This is a genomic window from Velocimicrobium porci, from assembly GCF_009696045.1.
Lineage (GTDB): Bacteria > Bacillota > Clostridia > Lachnospirales > Lachnospiraceae > Velocimicrobium > Velocimicrobium porci.
This window is the reverse complement of the sequence record NZ_VUMT01000009.1, coordinates 117,281-134,321: the sequence shown is the minus strand read 5'-3', so window position 1 is coordinate 134,321 and position 17,041 is coordinate 117,281. Positions and strand designations below refer to the sequence as shown.

16 protein-coding genes and 1 other RNA gene are annotated in these 17,041 nt (G+C 33.7%); 1 reads left to right on the top strand and 16 read right to left on the bottom strand.

The window, feature by feature from the left end:
• Positions 1-656: 656 nt before the first annotated feature.
• The 9 genes from FYJ58_RS07910 to FYJ58_RS07870 all read right to left on the bottom strand — a co-directional run bounded on the left by FYJ58_RS07910 (position 657) and on the right by FYJ58_RS07870 (position 8,136).
• On the bottom strand, positions 657-1,022 hold the full coding sequence (locus FYJ58_RS07910; RefSeq protein WP_154519195.1) for a PH domain-containing protein: 366 nt from the start codon (positions 1,020-1,022) through the stop codon (positions 657-659).
• 13 nt (positions 1,023-1,035) lie between these two features.
• Entirely contained in the window at positions 1,036-1,776 is a 741-nt protein-coding gene (locus FYJ58_RS07905) for a DUF4352 domain-containing protein (RefSeq protein WP_154519194.1), read from the bottom strand.
• Positions 1,777-1,850: 74 nt separating this feature from the next.
• A complete protein-coding gene (locus FYJ58_RS07900) occupies positions 1,851-3,365 on the bottom strand; it encodes a HAMP domain-containing sensor histidine kinase (protein WP_154519193.1) in 1,515 nt (504 codons plus the stop codon).
• Positions 3,365-4,039 (bottom strand): response regulator transcription factor, encoded by a 675-nt coding sequence (locus FYJ58_RS07895; RefSeq protein ID WP_154519192.1) that lies wholly within the window; start codon positions 4,037-4,039, stop codon positions 3,365-3,367. The genes FYJ58_RS07900 and FYJ58_RS07895 overlap by 1 nt, the downstream gene beginning before the upstream one ends.
• Positions 4,040-4,101: 62 nt before the next feature.
• Complete coding sequence (locus FYJ58_RS07890; protein ID WP_154519191.1) at positions 4,102-4,671, bottom strand: hypothetical protein; 570 nt, start codon at positions 4,669-4,671, stop codon at positions 4,102-4,104.
• A gap of 164 nt (positions 4,672-4,835) precedes the next feature.
• Entirely contained in the window at positions 4,836-5,702 is an 867-nt protein-coding gene (locus FYJ58_RS07885) for a phosphatidylserine decarboxylase (protein WP_154519190.1), read from the bottom strand.
• Positions 5,703-5,724: 22 nt separating this feature from the next.
• Positions 5,725-6,348: a CDP-alcohol phosphatidyltransferase family protein gene (locus FYJ58_RS07880; RefSeq protein WP_154519189.1), complete on the bottom strand. Its 624-nt coding sequence runs from the start codon at positions 6,346-6,348 to the stop codon at positions 5,725-5,727.
• 50 nt (positions 6,349-6,398) lie between these two features.
• On the bottom strand, positions 6,399-7,400 hold the full coding sequence (locus FYJ58_RS07875; protein WP_154519205.1) for a lysylphosphatidylglycerol synthase transmembrane domain-containing protein: 1,002 nt from the start codon (positions 7,398-7,400) through the stop codon (positions 6,399-6,401).
• A gap of 43 nt (positions 7,401-7,443) precedes the next feature.
• Positions 7,444-8,136: a phosphatase PAP2 family protein gene (locus FYJ58_RS07870; RefSeq protein WP_154519188.1), complete on the bottom strand. Its 693-nt coding sequence runs from the start codon at positions 8,134-8,136 to the stop codon at positions 7,444-7,446.
• A gap of 203 nt (positions 8,137-8,339) precedes the next feature.
• On the opposite strand from FYJ58_RS07870, the gene ssrA reads away from it, so the two are divergent.
• Positions 8,340-8,685, top strand: a transfer-messenger RNA (tmRNA) gene (ssrA, locus tag FYJ58_RS07865).
• A gap of 77 nt (positions 8,686-8,762) precedes the next feature.
• Here ssrA and FYJ58_RS07860 read toward each other — a convergent pair.
• The 7 genes from FYJ58_RS07860 to FYJ58_RS07830 all read right to left on the bottom strand — a co-directional run bounded on the left by FYJ58_RS07860 (position 8,763) and on the right by FYJ58_RS07830 (position 16,922).
• Positions 8,763-9,950, bottom strand: coding sequence for a glycoside hydrolase family protein (locus FYJ58_RS07860; RefSeq protein WP_154519187.1), 1,188 nt, complete (start codon positions 9,948-9,950; stop codon positions 8,763-8,765).
• Positions 9,951-10,046: 96 nt separating this feature from the next.
• Positions 10,047-10,517: an SsrA-binding protein SmpB gene (smpB, locus tag FYJ58_RS07855; protein WP_154519186.1), complete on the bottom strand. Its 471-nt coding sequence runs from the start codon at positions 10,515-10,517 to the stop codon at positions 10,047-10,049.
• 57 nt (positions 10,518-10,574) lie between these two features.
• On the bottom strand, positions 10,575-12,743 hold the full coding sequence (gene rnr / locus FYJ58_RS07850; protein ID WP_154519185.1) for a ribonuclease R: 2,169 nt from the start codon (positions 12,741-12,743) through the stop codon (positions 10,575-10,577).
• Positions 12,744-12,901: 158 nt separating this feature from the next.
• Positions 12,902-13,144, bottom strand: coding sequence for a preprotein translocase subunit SecG (gene secG, locus FYJ58_RS07845; RefSeq protein WP_154519184.1), 243 nt, complete (start codon positions 13,142-13,144; stop codon positions 12,902-12,904).
• Positions 13,145-13,245: 101 nt separating this feature from the next.
• Positions 13,246-14,790, bottom strand: coding sequence for a 2,3-bisphosphoglycerate-independent phosphoglycerate mutase (gene gpmI / locus FYJ58_RS07840; RefSeq protein WP_154519183.1), 1,545 nt, complete (start codon positions 14,788-14,790; stop codon positions 13,246-13,248).
• Positions 14,791-14,904: 114 nt separating this feature from the next.
• Positions 14,905-15,654: a triose-phosphate isomerase gene (gene tpiA, locus FYJ58_RS07835; RefSeq protein WP_154519182.1), complete on the bottom strand. Its 750-nt coding sequence runs from the start codon at positions 15,652-15,654 to the stop codon at positions 14,905-14,907.
• 74 nt (positions 15,655-15,728) lie between these two features.
• Positions 15,729-16,922: a phosphoglycerate kinase gene (locus FYJ58_RS07830; RefSeq protein WP_154519181.1), complete on the bottom strand. Its 1,194-nt coding sequence runs from the start codon at positions 16,920-16,922 to the stop codon at positions 15,729-15,731.
• Between the last annotated feature and the right edge of the window lie 119 nt (positions 16,923-17,041).

The following is a 17,041-nucleotide window of genomic DNA, read 5'->3' as shown; positions in this document are numbered from 1 at the left end:
AGGTTGTCCTTTTTTCAAAGGTCGTTCGTCTGAAATTCTTATGAATCTCTCATCTGTTCAAATCCTCATTCAAACAAATGGTTCTCTTAGAATTTTCAGGGTTGTTTTATTGTTCAATTATCAAGGTTCTTTATTTTTCTTTCCTCTGTCGACGCTTTTCTTTATCATCGCGTCAACATTATTTATTATATCATGTTTGTCGTTTCTTGTCAACAACTTTTTTATTTTTTTCTGTTGTCTTTGTTTCCAGAAAAAGAACAAATTCCAGTTCGAAGACTATGGCTTATTTCTTCTTTTTTCATCCGAGCCTTTCACTCGAATGACTGACTTTTTTCTTTGTCAGTGCTCTGTCAACCAAGCGACAGGTGTTAGTATATAATAAAAAAGCACGATTGTCAACCAATTTTTCAAGCTTTTTCGACCCTTTTCTTCGATTTGTATATTTTGTATATTTATTATATATTATTTTAATTTTATTATACAATTTAAACAATTTATTTTTTACGGTTTCTTATTTATATGATGTTGCAGTCAAAAGATATTTTGCCCCTGATACCTACGGATGACTACGCACTTTGTGGTATCTTTATATTTTAAAATCAAAAACAGCCAACATACTACAAAGAATATATCGACTGTTTTTCTTCAATTAAATATTATATACTATCATTTTCAATTGGTCCTGCATCAATATCTATAGTATGCAGTGTTCTTTTTCTAATTCGTTCTGCTTCAGACTGTGCTAATATAAATTCTTTCATTGCACTAGAATTCTTAACATGAACTATTTTAAGTTCTGGATCTGTCGTATCTCCTGTATAACATATAATTGTTCCCAAACCAAAAATTCGTTCCATTAAACTACGCACTAATTTTACATCTTGCACCTTATACATATAGCAATCGTCTTCAACTGTACGTAAAAAACCTTTGTTCACAGTTATTTTTTCTTCAGCAATGGTGTAGGTCGTAAAATATAGAGGCAAAGCCAAAAACGGCGTTCTTTTCTTTTCCTTATACATATAATGCTATCTCCTATTTTAGTTTAACATTTACTGTCTTATCATCTACACTAATTGATAAAGTTCCATCAGATAATTTAACCTTTTTATCTACCTCAAATACTAAAACAGCTTTTTTACTTTTTCCGGCTGTTATTGTATCAGAGAAGTATTGGACATCATTCATAATTGCCGTTAATAATGGCTTATCATAAACCTTTCCATTTATTGCAAGACTATAACCAATTCCTTGGTTTGATAAATTAATATTCTTTGTCTTGCCAGAAATATTTCTAACAGTCAGATTAATGACTGCTAATTTTTTTCCAGCTGTAGCTTCAACAATAAAATACCCATTCTCTTTCTCTGGGTAGGAAGAGCAAAGCTCACTATTCTTATAATTTAAGCTATAATCTTTCTTCTCAAACAGCTCTTCTAAAGAATAACTTTTTTCTGTATTCTCTTTTGAAATGTCTTTCTTGTCTTCTGAATTCAATGTATCAGAAGATTGATTCTGGTTTATATCATTTGACATTTCTTTTTCATCTTTTGAAACAATACTATTTTGTTCATTTTCATTTCCAATATCTTCTTGGTCCGCGATATCTGTTTCGATTAAAGCTTCCTTATAACCATGGTCATACTTCAATAAAGCTCCTGCCATATATTCTGCAACCATATTGTTTTCTTCATCAGTTAATTCAATACCAGAACCACACCCGGTTAACAAACAGGCAGATAATAAAATTGCACAACTAATATATCTCTTTTTCAATAGCCATTCCTCCCAGTAGTAAAAACTATAAACCTTATTCTATTCTACCACGCTTTTTTTCGATTGGCAAACTTTTATTCATTCTTCCTATCTAATTCAAACCAAAATGCAACACCATCATCCGTATTTCGAACACCATATTCCCTATTATGAGAATCCATAATTGCCTTTACAATCGACAAACCAATCCCACTTCCACCATATTCTCTTGTTCTTGCTTTATCAACTTTAAAAAATTTAATCCACACCTTATCAATATCTTCTTCTGGTATTGGTTTCCCTGTATTCGTAACAGTCACACGAACAAGCTCATTCGTCTTTGTAAGTTTTACTTCGATTCTCCGTTCACCATCAATATGATTTACTGCATTGCTAATGTAATTCGTTATAACTTCCTCGATCATATACTCATCAGCCCAAACATAAATTGGTTCACGTTCAGCGAAAGTTACTGTGATTTTTTGTTGCTGAAACATAATTTCAGTTGCATTTAATACCGATTGGATTAACGATACAATATCAAAACGTTCAAATGTAACCGGATCTTTTCCAGATTCAATTTGATTTAAAGACAATAACTTTTTTACCATTTTATTCATCTTATTCGCTTCATCAATAATAACATCGCAGTAAAAATTCCGGCTCTCCTCATCATCATTGATGTTTTCTTTTAATCCTTCTGCATATCCCTGTATCAATGCAATTGGAGTCTTTAATTCATGTGATACATTAGATAAGAATTCTGTCCTCATTTCATCGATCTGAATTTTATGTTCAATGTCTTTTTGCAATTCATTATTAGCAGATTTTAATTCCGAAATCGTATATTCCAGCTTCTCTGAAAGTACATTCATACTCTTCCCAAGTGTTCCTATTTCATCTTCCCTATCTGCACAATATTTTATATCAAAATTAAGATTTGACATCTGTGTCGCAATATTGGATAGCTCTAATATTGGTTTTGTAAAGCTTCGGCTAACAACAAATAAAATTGCACTGCCTAAAATGACAGCAGCGATTCCTGCATATGCCAAAAATTGATTTGAAATTGAAACACTCTCTAACATACTTTGATAATTGCTTCGGATATAGACCCCTGTTTTCTCATCTAATGCACCAAACAGTTCCAAATAATGGGAATTAATCCTCTTATCAAATATTTTATAAATTCGATACTCTCCTGTTTCCGTCAGTAAATTATGCCCTCTTATATCCGTTTCTAATGTAGCATATTCTAAAATCTGCTTGACAACCTGGCTTCGCTGAAATACATCTAATGCCGGATAAAGGAAATTAATATTCAGTCCTAACTCATCGTCTTCAATCTGAAATACATACATCGTCATATTTTTATTCGCACCAAGACTTTCCATCGCAAGTGAAATCTCTTCTGTGCTTGTTGAATTATCCTCGGAAGACTCTTTATATATACTATCAATTTCCGTATACACTTTCCCTAAAGACTCAACTTTAAATTTTTCATAATACGGAGCTAACAATGATTTGTTTAAAATCCAACACAAAAATATCGTGCAAGTCAACGAAACAATTAATGTCAGCACCAATCTAAATCGAATGGAATGTTTCATTATTCTACCTCAAATTTATAGCCCATACCCCAAATGGTTTTTATATAATTTCCTTTTTCCCCCATTTTACTGCGCAATTTTTTCACATGCGTATCAATCGTTCGGGCATCACCAAAATAGTCATAGTTCCATACGTTATTCAAAATCTTTTCACGAGATAACGCAACCCCTTGATTCATAATAAAATAGGTCAACAATTCAAATTCCTTAAAACTCAACTCAATTGTTTTTCCATCAATTTTAACTTCATGAGCCGCTTGATTTAAAACAATTCCGCCAACTTCTTTTACATCACTTTCTAATGCATTAGCCCGTCTTAAAATTGCCTCAACACGTGCAACTAAAATCTTAGGACTAAATGGCTTTGAAATATACTCATCAACTCCAAGTTCAAAGCCAAGTAATTCATCTCGTTCTTCTCCTTTCGCTGTCAGCATGATAATCGGTACTTTCGAATATTGACGTATTTCTCTGCATACCTGCCATCCATCCATTTTGGGCATCATAACGTCCAAAATAATTAAGGCAATACTCTTATCTGCAAAAAAAATGTCAACTGCCTGTTCTCCATTTTCTGCTTCTATCACTTCAAAGTTATGTTTGGAAAGAAAATCCTTGACCAATTTTCTCATACGACTTTCATCATCTACAACTAATATTTTTAGCTTATCCAAAAAAACACCTCCACTTTTTTATAAAAAAGAATAACATAGGTTTATGTAAAATTTGTGAAACTTCACTCATTAATTCCAAGTTTCTTTTCTTGTTCTTCTATTTTTTTTTCTCTTTCTGAAAGTTCTTTTTCCCAATGCTCATATTTATTTATAATTTTATTTTCATAATTGGTAAATATCGAATATGGTGTCCTGTATGTAATAAATAACATAACCGCGATTACTGCTGCCAATACCCCAATCGTAATTCGATAACCTATCTTACCCGCCTTTTCTAATTCGTATTTTTCTTTATATTCTTCTGCCCTTTTCGCCACTTCAGATGGATTTTCCGGTGCCACCTTTTTTATAATATCTTGCTTTTTTACCGTTATATTACGAATACGGTCTTTCGCAACTATACCATTCTCAATCGAAAATTTTTGCAATTCTCTCAAAAATTCATAGCCAATCACTGTCTTAAATGTACCTTTATCAATAAGCTGATTATATATCTTATATACGAGTTGTGGATTTCTCATATCTGACTTCGATTTCACATATTCAATTGCTTCTTTTTCTTTTCTTGCACTTTCATAATCTTTTGACGTTTCAAATACGTACCCATCAATTATAAACTTATTTTTTCCCATATATTCCTCCATACTTTTTTATACAGGTATCTACTTTTTATCATAGTCTTATTTTTAACTACTTGTCAAGTAGCTAAGTTTCACAATATAATAAACGTATAGGCAAATCATATTACGGTAAATAGTAAAAGAAAGCTGTTGCAATATGCAACAGCTTCTTTTTGTTACTCTCGTTTCTTTCCAATCGTTTCTCCCATTTTCACAATTGTTTCAAATCCATTTTTTGTATTTTTAAGCAAGTCGCAATCCAATTCGACTTTATCTTTTTGAAACAGAACTACAATCGTAGAACCACCAAATTCAAAGCGACCTTTTTCCTCTCCCCTTTTTACAGTCTTTTTTTCATCATAATTATTTATCCTTCCTACAAAAAGAGCCCCTACTTCCATTATTAAAATCGTACCAAAATTTTTACTCTTTAATAAGCAAAATTCTCTTGTATTTTCTTTATAAATCGGATAATAATCATTTGCAATTGGATTTACAGTATGGAAAACACCTGGAATTCTAAAATTTTTCGACTTTAATCCATCATCCATATAACAATATCTGTGATAATCATCCACAGTTAAACGAAATACACATGCATATCCACCCTGATACAACTTCGCTAATCTTTTAGAGTGAAGTAAAGACTCTATTTTATACCATGTATGTTTAATCTGAAAAGATAAATCGGAATGAATTTTATATACGCTTAATTTTCCGTCACAGGGGCTAATTAATTTTTCTGGATTCATTGCAATCGGACGACATTCCTCTTTTATCCTACGAATAAAAAATTCATTATAGGACTTATAATCTTTTTCTTCATATTGCGATAAATCAATCCCTGTATGTTTTATAAATGGTTTTATAAAACAAGCAGATAATTTCGTATTTAAAAAAGCTCCTCCAAGCTCTGATATCTTTGGCTGTATAAGACTTCTTATCATACATCTTCCTAATATGGTAGAATAAAATATCTTTAAAAGCCTATCTTGATTGGAAGAAATATATGTTTTTCTTCCATTTCGATCTATGTATTTCATAATTTACTCCATATTTCTCCTGCTATTTTTTCAAAAAAGCCATGCCCACTAATGCAACTGCAACAACTGCAACTAACATTGCAAGTGTAGAATTTTTTGGTTTCCAAAATTTAAAGTCAACAATGAATAATGTTCCAACAATAAATAATGCCAAATATAATATAACCAAAAAGATTGCTTCTGAAACAAAAAATTGTACTAAAAACACTAATGGTAATACAACTGCCATTGAAGTAATCGGAAGTCCCCGATAATACTTATGATTGTCCTCCGTTACAAGTGCTCCTTTCATTTCCATTACATTAAAGTAGGCAAGCCGAATTACTGAAGCGGTGCAATACAGTACAATTACAGCAAGCCCTAATGCTCCGCGAACACCTAATAAATAACAAATCAACGACGGGAAAATACCAAAACAGACCATATCGCACAACGAATCAATCTGGACACCAAATGCTTTCGCATCTTCTGAACGATTTTTCATCGCTCTCGCCACTTTTCCATCAAACATATCACATAAACCCGAAAACGCAAGACACACAATCGCCACTTTAAAATTTCCTTGAATTGCCATTATCATTCCAAAAACGGAAGATGCTAAGCTAATATAGGTTAATACTACCGAATAATTATAAAAACCTATCATAATAACCCCTCTTTCTAGTAATCTTTTTACTTTTAATCTTTTTACTTTGTTTATTCCGACTTTTTTCCAATATAAAAATGGGCCAGAACAGTTCCCCCTGCACTTAATAGCAGTTGAACATAATAAGCGATTCCTCTGCTTAATACCATGCCGGGAAGTAACAAGTCTGTTCCAAACACAGGAATAAATATTGTCAAAAATAATTTTTCGCTTATCCCCATTCCACCCGGAAGCGGAAGCATATCTACAGCAACTGAAATCGCTGCCTGAAGCATCACAATGTCATACCAGCTTGTTCCTGCTAATCCGAAAGCCTTATATACAAAATAGGTCACAAAAAACAAGGAAATCCGCTGAATAAATGTTATTATAATAACATGAAAAAGAACTTTTTTGTTCTGTTTTAAATAATCCGTTGTAACACTGTACTGCTCCATAGAATGTAATATTCTTTTCTTTATTTTTGACGTTTCTTTTACAAGGTGTAATTTTACTAATGCCTTAAAACATGTCAATATTAGATTTTCTGTCAATGCCGGATAAAAAATTAACAACAACATAACAATACAACATATGACATTAAGTCCTACTCCCAAACTAAACACCGGTAAAATCCCTGTTAAATATTTTACCACAAATCTATGCTGAAATAAAACAAGAAATAATCCAATAAATACAAGAACTGATTTGTAAGTAAGTGTTATGACCATCAATACTAATGTAGAGATTGAAATTGGAATCTTATTCTTTCTCATATAATAAATCTGAGCAGGCTGTCCGCCACTGGCCGATGGCGTTATACAGCTGAAAAAAAAGCCGATACAAGAATACATAAAACAAGTTCTTTTTTTGTTTTTTACCTGAAGTGTCCCCATCATGTAGTAAATAATAATCGATTCACACCAAATAAAAAAGATAACGCATAAAACTCCTATTGTCAAATAAAAACCATTTGCTTTCGTAATTGTATTAATTAATTCGCCTATGTCCTCTCCTTCAAAAACTCCATAAATGGTAAGACTAAATATGAATAACAAAAACAAAAGGTTCATTATATTCTTTTTTTTATTCACTTTCGTTCTTCTCCCATTTCATTCATGCATTTTTTCCTAGAATAGTATACGAAATTCGATCGAATACTTTTTCCAACGGACGATACCAGTTCGCACGAAATGCAATATAAAATGTTAGTTCAGCAATTATGATCCCACCAATTACATCAATGATATAATGCTGTTTTGTCACCTGAGTAGAAATAAATACTAATATGGCAAAGATGCAAGAAAAGCCTCTATACCATTTTGGAATTTCTTTTCTTCCACGAATCCCAATATAGCAAAACCAGCTTACTAAACAATGTATTGATGGAAATAAATTATCTGCCGCATCTGTTGCATACACTGCCTTTAATATTACTGTCCAAACATCATTTCCCAATAATTCCGGTCTTATATTGGTAGTCGGCAAAAACAGATAGAAAACACCACAAATTAATCTTGACATAATATCCGCAAATACAAACCGCATACAATATTCTTTTCCCTGTCGTGCAATCAAAATATAATTGACAACCCAAAAAATATAACAGCCAAGATATAGTATGACAAATTCTGGAATCACAGGAACTGCACGATCAAATGCCGTTGTAAAATCATAATGTTTCTTCCCTGCTGCCAATATACGGACACCATAATAAATAAGACAATTAACGCCAAAACAACATAACAATGGGATAATTGTATAAGCAGGAATAACTCGGTTTATCTTCTCCCTTATCTCTTTATACATTGAGCTACTCTCCTAACATTTATAGACTCTATGACACATTATATCAAATTTCTTCGAATTCTCAATGGTTCCTTTTTAATCTTAAGAAAATCTTAAAAGGTAACATGCTTATTTCTTCTCACTATTTTTGTCAAAATATGACAGACTCATTTACTTGACTAATTTATTTTAATATGCTAAGATAAAAAAGCTTAATATAGTTCGGGGTTGTACTGGTTTCGACGGGGATTTTGAAACTCGAGCAGCTATCCGTGGACTAGGACCACGTTAAAACTTAGAATTAAATATAAACGCTGAAGATAATTTAGCTTACGCTGCCTAATAGCGGCAGCTGTCAACAATAGGCTTCCTACATCCTGTTGTTGGCATCGACTTAGTAGGGAACCTTATTTGCAAAGCTTTGAGCAGATAAGAGATTTATGAAGCTACCAAGGTTTTTTGGATGTCGATTTCCGAAAAACTGAGGGAAGATTTAATAATCGACTGTGATAGGAGATACTCGCGTGAATAGGTTTTCGGACGCGGGTTCGATTCCCGCCAGCTCCATTCAAAAAAACGCTATAACCTGTTATTTACAGAGATATAGCGTTTTTATTATGTAAAAATTGATACTTCCTGATTATTCCTTACTTTTTACGTTTTAATGCTGTGTTATTCGATTCCACCAACTTTTTACAGCGTACCATATGAAACGCTGTTTTTTTATCACTCGCACTTCCCACATTATTTTTCACAGTTGTTTTGCCATATAGGGAAGTAGTATGGGAATCAATATTGAGTGCCTGACGATAACCATATATTTTATTATTTGTAATTACATTTTCATACTTCGTAGAAATTTTATTTTTCCCCATCAATGCCAAATGTAATCCAACGGAATACGCCTCTTTTTTTCTAGTACTATTCGAACGAATGACACAATTTTTTACTTTTACACCAACTGAATTAAATAACGCAATTCCTTCTCCTGATTCTCCCGTCACATTACAATTTTCAATCGTAATACCAACATGAAAATTATTTTTAAACTTCGGTTCACTTGCCGAAAAATTAGCACAAATTCCCCTAGAACCAGATACATTACAATCCTTTATTGTAATATTTTTACTTTTCTGACCCGATACAAACTTTTTATTCCCTGTTGAATTTAATACTCCGGGAGCTGTAATCGGTGTCGCTAAGTCAATCTGCAACGCCTCTTCTACTGAGTTTTTTGATTTTGTAGATGAATTTGTAGCATAAAACTTACAGTTACTTACTGTTACGTTTTGACACGCAATTAACTCTAACGCATGTCCTTCATAATTTGTTTCTATCGTAATTCCTTTAAACGTCAGATTGCTTCCATGGGCAAACCGAAACATAGTACAGCCTTTGCTATTTATTTCGTTTTTCCACGTTCCACCTTGAATTGTAACATTTTTAATTGAACCATAATCAACACGATCAATTCCATGTTTAATTAATCCTAATCCATTATTCTGCTGTATTATCGTTGCACCATCTGCAATAATTGTTGTATTATCTCCAATATCAATTACTGCTTCTACTTTCACCGTTTTGTCAGAAGGGATAATTAATGTTTTTTTCGTATCCGTACTTAGGATATACTCTAATGCCTGTCGGTTTCTTGCAGGGTCAGATTGTGGAACAAATTCAATGCTTCCATCAGCTCTGTAAATACCAACAACTGTTTTTCTAAGTATAATTTCTTCTCCGGCTTGCGAGGCTACACTCACATGTTTCGTTATCATTAGCCCAAACAGGCAAATACTTAGTACCATCAACCGAATATACTTTCTGTTTTTTTCCATGATAATAACACCTCCAAAAACATTATACAACAATTGTTCAGAATTTTCCAAAAAAACACTGTAATCGTAGAAAGAATGATTACAGTGTTTTTCTCATTATGAATAGAGATTTTTTATTTTAAAATTCTTTTCTGCCTCTCGCCTTTGATCTTTCTTAGCAATGTCCTGACGTTTATCATACAGCTTTTTACCTTTTGCAAGACCAATTTCCACTTTCACTAAACTATTACTAAAATACACATTCAATGGTACAATGGTATATCCTTTTTGTGCTATTTGCCCTGCAAGCTTATTGATTTCATGTTTGTGCAAAAGCAGTTTCCTGACACGCAAAGGGTCTTTATTAAAAATGTTTCCTTTTTCATATGGACTTATATGCATGTTATAAATATAGACTTCTCCGTTTTCAATTCGTATAAATGATTCTTTAATACTGCACTTGCCCATTCGAAGTGATTTTACTTCTGTTCCATGCAAAGAAATTCCAGCTTCCAATGTTTCCTCTATAAAATAATCATGTCTTGCTTTTTTATTATTTGCAATTAATTTTCTAGCCTCTTTTGCCATACGCCTACTCCTTATTTTTCCTGTTCCAATTCTTTAACTATTCTTACTTCTATTCTATTACACATCTTCCCCTAAATTTTCTTCTAAGTTTTCGGATTCTTCCTCTGCTAATACAAAATCAATTGTCCGCAATATTTTATCTACGCTTTCAACCTGAATTTTTAACTTTTGACCTAGCTTATAAGTCTTTTTTGTCGTTTCTCCAACCATTGTATAACTGTCTTCATCATAGTAATAATAATCATCTTTTAGATTCGTAACTCGAATCATACCTTCGACTGTATTCGGAAGCTCAACATATATCCCCCATGTCGTAATTCCTGAAATAACACCTTCAAATGTCTGGCCAATAAATTGTTTCATGTATTCTGCTTTTTTAAGCTTTTCTACTTCCCTCTCAGCCTCATTTGCACGACGTTCCATAGCACTGGAATGAGAAGCGACTTCTGTTAAAATCTTATTATAATGAATTGTACGACGTTCGGTTATCCCATGTCGAAGATTTTCTTTTATAATACGATGAATCTGCAAATCCGGATATCTTCGAATTGGCGAAGTAAAATGGCAATAATATTTTGTTGCCAGACCAAAATGCCCATCATTTTGTACTGTATATTTTGCCTGCTTCATAGAGCGCAATGTTAAACGGCTAATTAACGCCTCTTCTGGTGTGCCTTCTATTTTTGCCATTAATTTTTGTAGCTCTTTTGGATGTATTTCATCTTGTCCTATATGAATACTATATCCGAAATTATTTATAAATATCCCCAATTTTTCAATCTTTTCGTTATCCGGATATTCATGTGTACGATATACGAATGGTAGCTCCTGCCAAAAATAATCTTCTGCAACTGTTTCATTTGCAATCAGCATAAAATCTTCAATAATTTTAGTTGCCTTATTCCGCTCATATGGTTTAATATCAGTTGGATTTCCCTCATTGTCAAGAATAATTTTACTCTCTGGAAAATCAAAATCAATCGAGCCTCTGCTGCGTCTTTTTTCTCTCAATATTTCAGCTAATTCTTCCATAAGATGAAACATTGGCACTAATTCTTCATATTTTGCACACTCGTCCGCGTCATTATCCTCAATAATTTTCTTAACACTTGTATACGACATTCTTCGTGTAACATTTACAACTGTTTCCGCAATCCGATGGCTAACGACATTCCCTTTTTCATCAATATCCATAAAGCAGCTCAGTGCAAGCCGGTCAACACCTTCATTTAAAGAACAAATACCATTGGAAAGCTTATGAGGGAGCATCGGGATTACCCGGTCAACTAAATACACACTTGTTCCTCTCTTTAAAGCTTCTTCATCTAAAGGAGAATTTTCCGTTACATAATTCGATACATCTGCAATATGAACACCTAATTTATATAGATTACCTTCCTTAGAAATTGTAATCGCATCATCTAAATCTTTTGCATCTTCTCCATCAATTGTCACAGTGTCCCAATCTCTGATATCAACTCTTCCTCCGATATCTTCACTTGAAATCTCATCTGGTATTTTTTCTACCTGCTTCATTACTTTTTCCGGATATTCCTCCGGTAATCCAAATCCTTTTATGATCGATAAGATATCCACTCCCGGATCATTTACATGTCCTAATATTTCAATTACCTTTCCCTCAGGATTTTTTTTATTTACTCCATAGTCTGTAATTTTTACAACGACTTTGTGTCCCGTAACCGCACCTTTATCTGCTGATTTTGGAATAAAAATATCAGTCCCTAATTTTTGATTATCCGCAATCACAAAACCAAAATTTTTACTTTTTGAAAATGTTCCAACAACAATATCTGTTCCATGCTCAATAATTGAAATTACTTTTCCTTCTTTTCGCTTTCCTGATTTTTCCAAAAGCAATTCAATTTGAACTTTATCGCCATCCATTGCTCCTTTTGTGTTACTTTCATGGATATAGATATCTTCCGGCTCATCTTCCATTCGGACAAAACCAAAACCCTTTGCCGTTCCCAAGAATATACCAACCTTCAAAAATTCTGGTGCCGGTTTTATTAATCCTTTTTTGTCAATTATAATTTTACCGGAAGTAACTAAGCTGTTCATGACTTCATGAAATTCCGCTCTATCTCTTTTAGGAACTTGTAATAAAGCAGATAATTCTTTCAATTTCATTGGCTTATATGAATCACTGATGATATATTCATAAATCATTTTCTTTTTTTCTTCTAAAATGATTGTATCTAACATACTTTTCTTTCCTCTTCTCTTCACTAGTTGTATTTGCCTGTTATCTTTATTTCTATCTTTTTTCACATTAACTATAGTATACCACAATCTTTCTTTTTAATAAATAATCAGACCAAAAAAACGGGTACTTTTTACAGTACCCGTTTTCTTCTCTTTATCTACCAAACTTTTAAATTCAAAACAAGTGAAAGGACGATAAAAACAATTCCTAAATATCTCGTTGCTTTCTCTAAAGCCCCTTCCATGGAACGTCCTTTGTTCTTACCCCAGTATGTTTCAGCCGCACCACTGATTGAACCTGTAAGACCAGCCTGCTTTCCTTCCTGCATGATTACTACAATTACAAGAGCGATACATGCAATAATATATACGATTGTAAGAATTGTATGCAACACTGCCATCTATTTTCCACCTCCTAAACCATAGGTGTCCCAATCTTCTTGAGTACACTCATAGATTGATTGTATCACGTCAATCTCTCAATTTCAACTATTATTTTTAATTATTTACGAATTAAAAGTGATTCTCCTGTCATCTCCTCTGGTTTTTCAAGCCCCATCATTTCTAATAAGGTAGGTGCGATATCCGCTAATTTGCCTCCTTCTTTCAGAGTATATGCAGAATCATAATTCACTAATATGAATGGAACCGGATTTGTCGTATGTGCAGTAAATGGTGCTCCTGTATCATAATCAACTAATTGCTCTGCATTGCCATGGTCTGCACAAATAAACATCTGACCATCAACTTCTTTAATTGCATCCACTGCTTTTCCAACACACTCATCAACTGCTTCTACCGCTTTGATTGCAGCCGCTTCTACACCTGTATGACCTACCATGTCCGGATTTGCAAAATTTACAATAATCACATCATATTTATCAGATTTAATTGCATTTACTAAATTATCAGCAACCTGATAAGCACTCATTTCAGGCTGTAAATCATAAGTAGCAACCTTCGGTGATTTTACAAGTATACGCTCCTCACCTTTATTTGGTTCTTCAACACCGCCATTAAAAAAGAATGTTACATGAGCATATTTTTCTGTTTCTGCTGTACGAAGCTGGGTTTTTCCAAGCTTTGCAAGATACTCACCAAATGTATTAGTAATCTCTACTTTATGAAATGCAACTAATTTATTTGGAATTGTAACATCGTATTCTGTAAACGCAACAAAGGTCGTCTCAATTCTTCCATCTGTCCGTTCAAAACCTGTAAAATCATCATCGCAAAATGCTCTTGTAATTTCTCTTGCACGGTCCGGTCTAAAATTATAAAAAATAACAGAATCATTATTTTTAACTGTTGCTACCGGTTTCCCATCTTCCAATACGACAGTAGGAAGGACAAATTCATCATTTTCTCCCTTGTCATAAGATTGCTGTACTGCTTCCAATGCAGAAGAAGCGGTTTCCCCTTCTCCATTTACAAGTGCTTTATATGCTTTCTCTACACGATCCCAACGGTTATCTCGGTCCATTACATAATAACGTCCCATAACTGTTGCAACTTTGCCAACGCCAATTTCTTTCATTTTAGTAATTGCCTGCTCTACATATTCTTTTCCAGAAGCCGGAGGTGTATCACGACCATCTAAAAATGCATGCAGATATACACTTTCAATTCCTTCGCGTTTTGCTAACTCCAACAAACCATACATATGTGTATTATGGCTATGTACACCACCGTCAGAAAGCAAGCCAAATAAATGTAACGCTGAATGATTCTCCTTACAGTTTTCTACTGCTTTTAATAATGCTTCATTCTTAAAGAAATCCCCGTCTTCAATTTCTTTTGAAATTCTTGTCAATTCCTGATATACAACCCGACCGGCACCCATATTTAAATGTCCGACTTCAGAATTTCCCATCTGACCTTCCGGAAGACCTACTGCCATTCCGCTTGCATAGCCTTTCACATATGGATATTCTTTCATCAGGGAATCAATTACCGGTGTATTTGCTTCATATACTGCATTCGCTTTATGTTTTTCATTTAGTCCAAATCCATCTAAAATCATTAACACAGTTGGTTTTTTACTCATTTTATATCCTCTTTTCTAACCTGTTACATTCAAAGTTTTATTTTATACAGTTTCATTTAACAAACCAAACAAAGGCTGTTGCATTCTAATCAACAACAGCCTTTGGATTTGTATTTATTTATTATAATTTACAATTCTACCAAAATCTGGTTTTAAGGAAGCTCCGCCTACCAAACCACCATCGATATCTGGCTGCGCAAATAACTCTGGTGCACTTTCAGCAGATACAGAACCCCCATATTGAATACGAATCGCTTCTGCTGTTGCTTCATCATAAATTTCAGCAATACAATCACGAATTGCGTGACATACCTCCTGTGCCTGTGCTGATGTAGCCACTTTACCGGTTCCGATTGCCCAAATTGGTTCATAAGCGATAACTGCTGTTTTAGCCTGCTTGCTTGTAACATTCAAAAATGCAATTTTAATCTGCTGACGAATCCAGTCAATTGTAATTCCCTGCTCTCTCTGTGTCAAAGATTCTCCACAACAAATAATTGGTGTAATACCATGCTCAAATGCTTTTAAAACTTTTTTATTCACTGTTTCATCCGTTTCAGCAAAGTATTCTCTCCGCTCAGAATGACCAATAATAACGTATTTTACGCCAATGTCTGTAAGCATATTAGGGGCAATTTCACCTGTATATGCTCCACTTTCTTCAAAATACATATTTTCTGCACCAATTGAAATATTGCTTCCTTCTGCTGTTTCAATTGCTTTTGTAAGAGAAATAGCCGGTACACAAAATACAACATCTACTTCATCATTTGCAACTAAAGGTTTTAATTCATTGATTAAAGCAACTGTCTCACTTGGAGTTTTATTCATTTTCCAGTTGCCTGCTATAATTTTTTTACGCATGCTCTTGTTCTCCTTAAATCTCTTATCTCTTTTTATTCTATCTCTTTTTCGTTAATCTCTTATAACATTATATTCTATTTATCATTTGCTGCCGCAACACCTGGAAGTTCTTTTCCTTCTAAAAATTCTAAGGAAGCTCCTCCACCTGTGGAAATATGTGTCATCTTATCACCAAAACCTAATTGGTTTACTGCTGCTGCAGAATCACCGCCACCGATAATTGTAGTAGCATCAATGTCAGCCATTGCCTTTGCTACTGCTACTGTACCTGCAGCAAAGTTTGGCATCTCAAAGCAACCCATTGGTCCATTCCATACAACTGTTTTTGCATCTTTAATTGCATTTGCAAATAGTTCCTGAGTCTTAGGTCCGATATCAAGTCCTTCCCATCCTGCTGGAATTTCTCCACGTCCTACAACTTTATGATTTGCATCATTAGAGAAATCATCTGCAATTACTGTGTCAATAGGAATTAATAACTTCACACCTTTTTCTTCTGCTTTCTTTTCCATATCTAAAGCATATTGTTTGTAATCTTCTTCTAATAGAGAATTACCTACTTCTTCTCCATGAGCAGCCATAAATGTATATGCCATACCACCACCGATGATTAATGTATCTACTTTGTCTAGTAAATTGTTAATAACTGAAATTTTAGAAGATACCTTTGCACCACCTAAAATTGCTACGAATGGTCTTTCCGGATTATCTACCGCATTTCCTAAGAAATCAATTTCTTTCTGCATTAAATACCCAACAACTGCTGTATCTATAAACTTTGTAACGCCTACATTAGAACAATGTGCTCTATGAGCAGTTCCGAATGCATCATTAACAAATACATCTGCTAAGCTAGCTAACTCTTTGCTGAATTCTTCACCATTCTTTGTTTCTTCTGCTCTATAACGTGTATTTTCAAGAAGAATTACTTCCCCGTCCTGCATTGCTTCTACTGCAGCTTTTGCATTTGCACCAACTACTTCTTTGTCTGCAGCAAATTTAACTGGTTGTCCTAATAACTCCGATAAACGTACAGCTACTGGTGCTAAAGATAATTCTGGCTTTGGCTCTCCTTTTGGTTTTCCTAAATGGGAGCAAAGAATAATCTTACCGCCATCTGCAATTAATTTTTTTATTGTAGGAAGGGCTGCAACAAGACGATTTTCGTCTGTAATTTTTCCATCCTGTAATGGCACATTGAAGTCACAACGAACTAATACCTTTTTTCCTTTTACATTAATGTCATCAACTGATTTTTTGTTTAACATGCGTCAAACTCCCTTCTTTTCTTTCATTCATAATCTTCTAATCTATCAAAAAGTTTTACCTTTTGCTCTATCCGTATTTAGTAGGATATATCTTCTATTGTATACAAATTTTTCTGTTT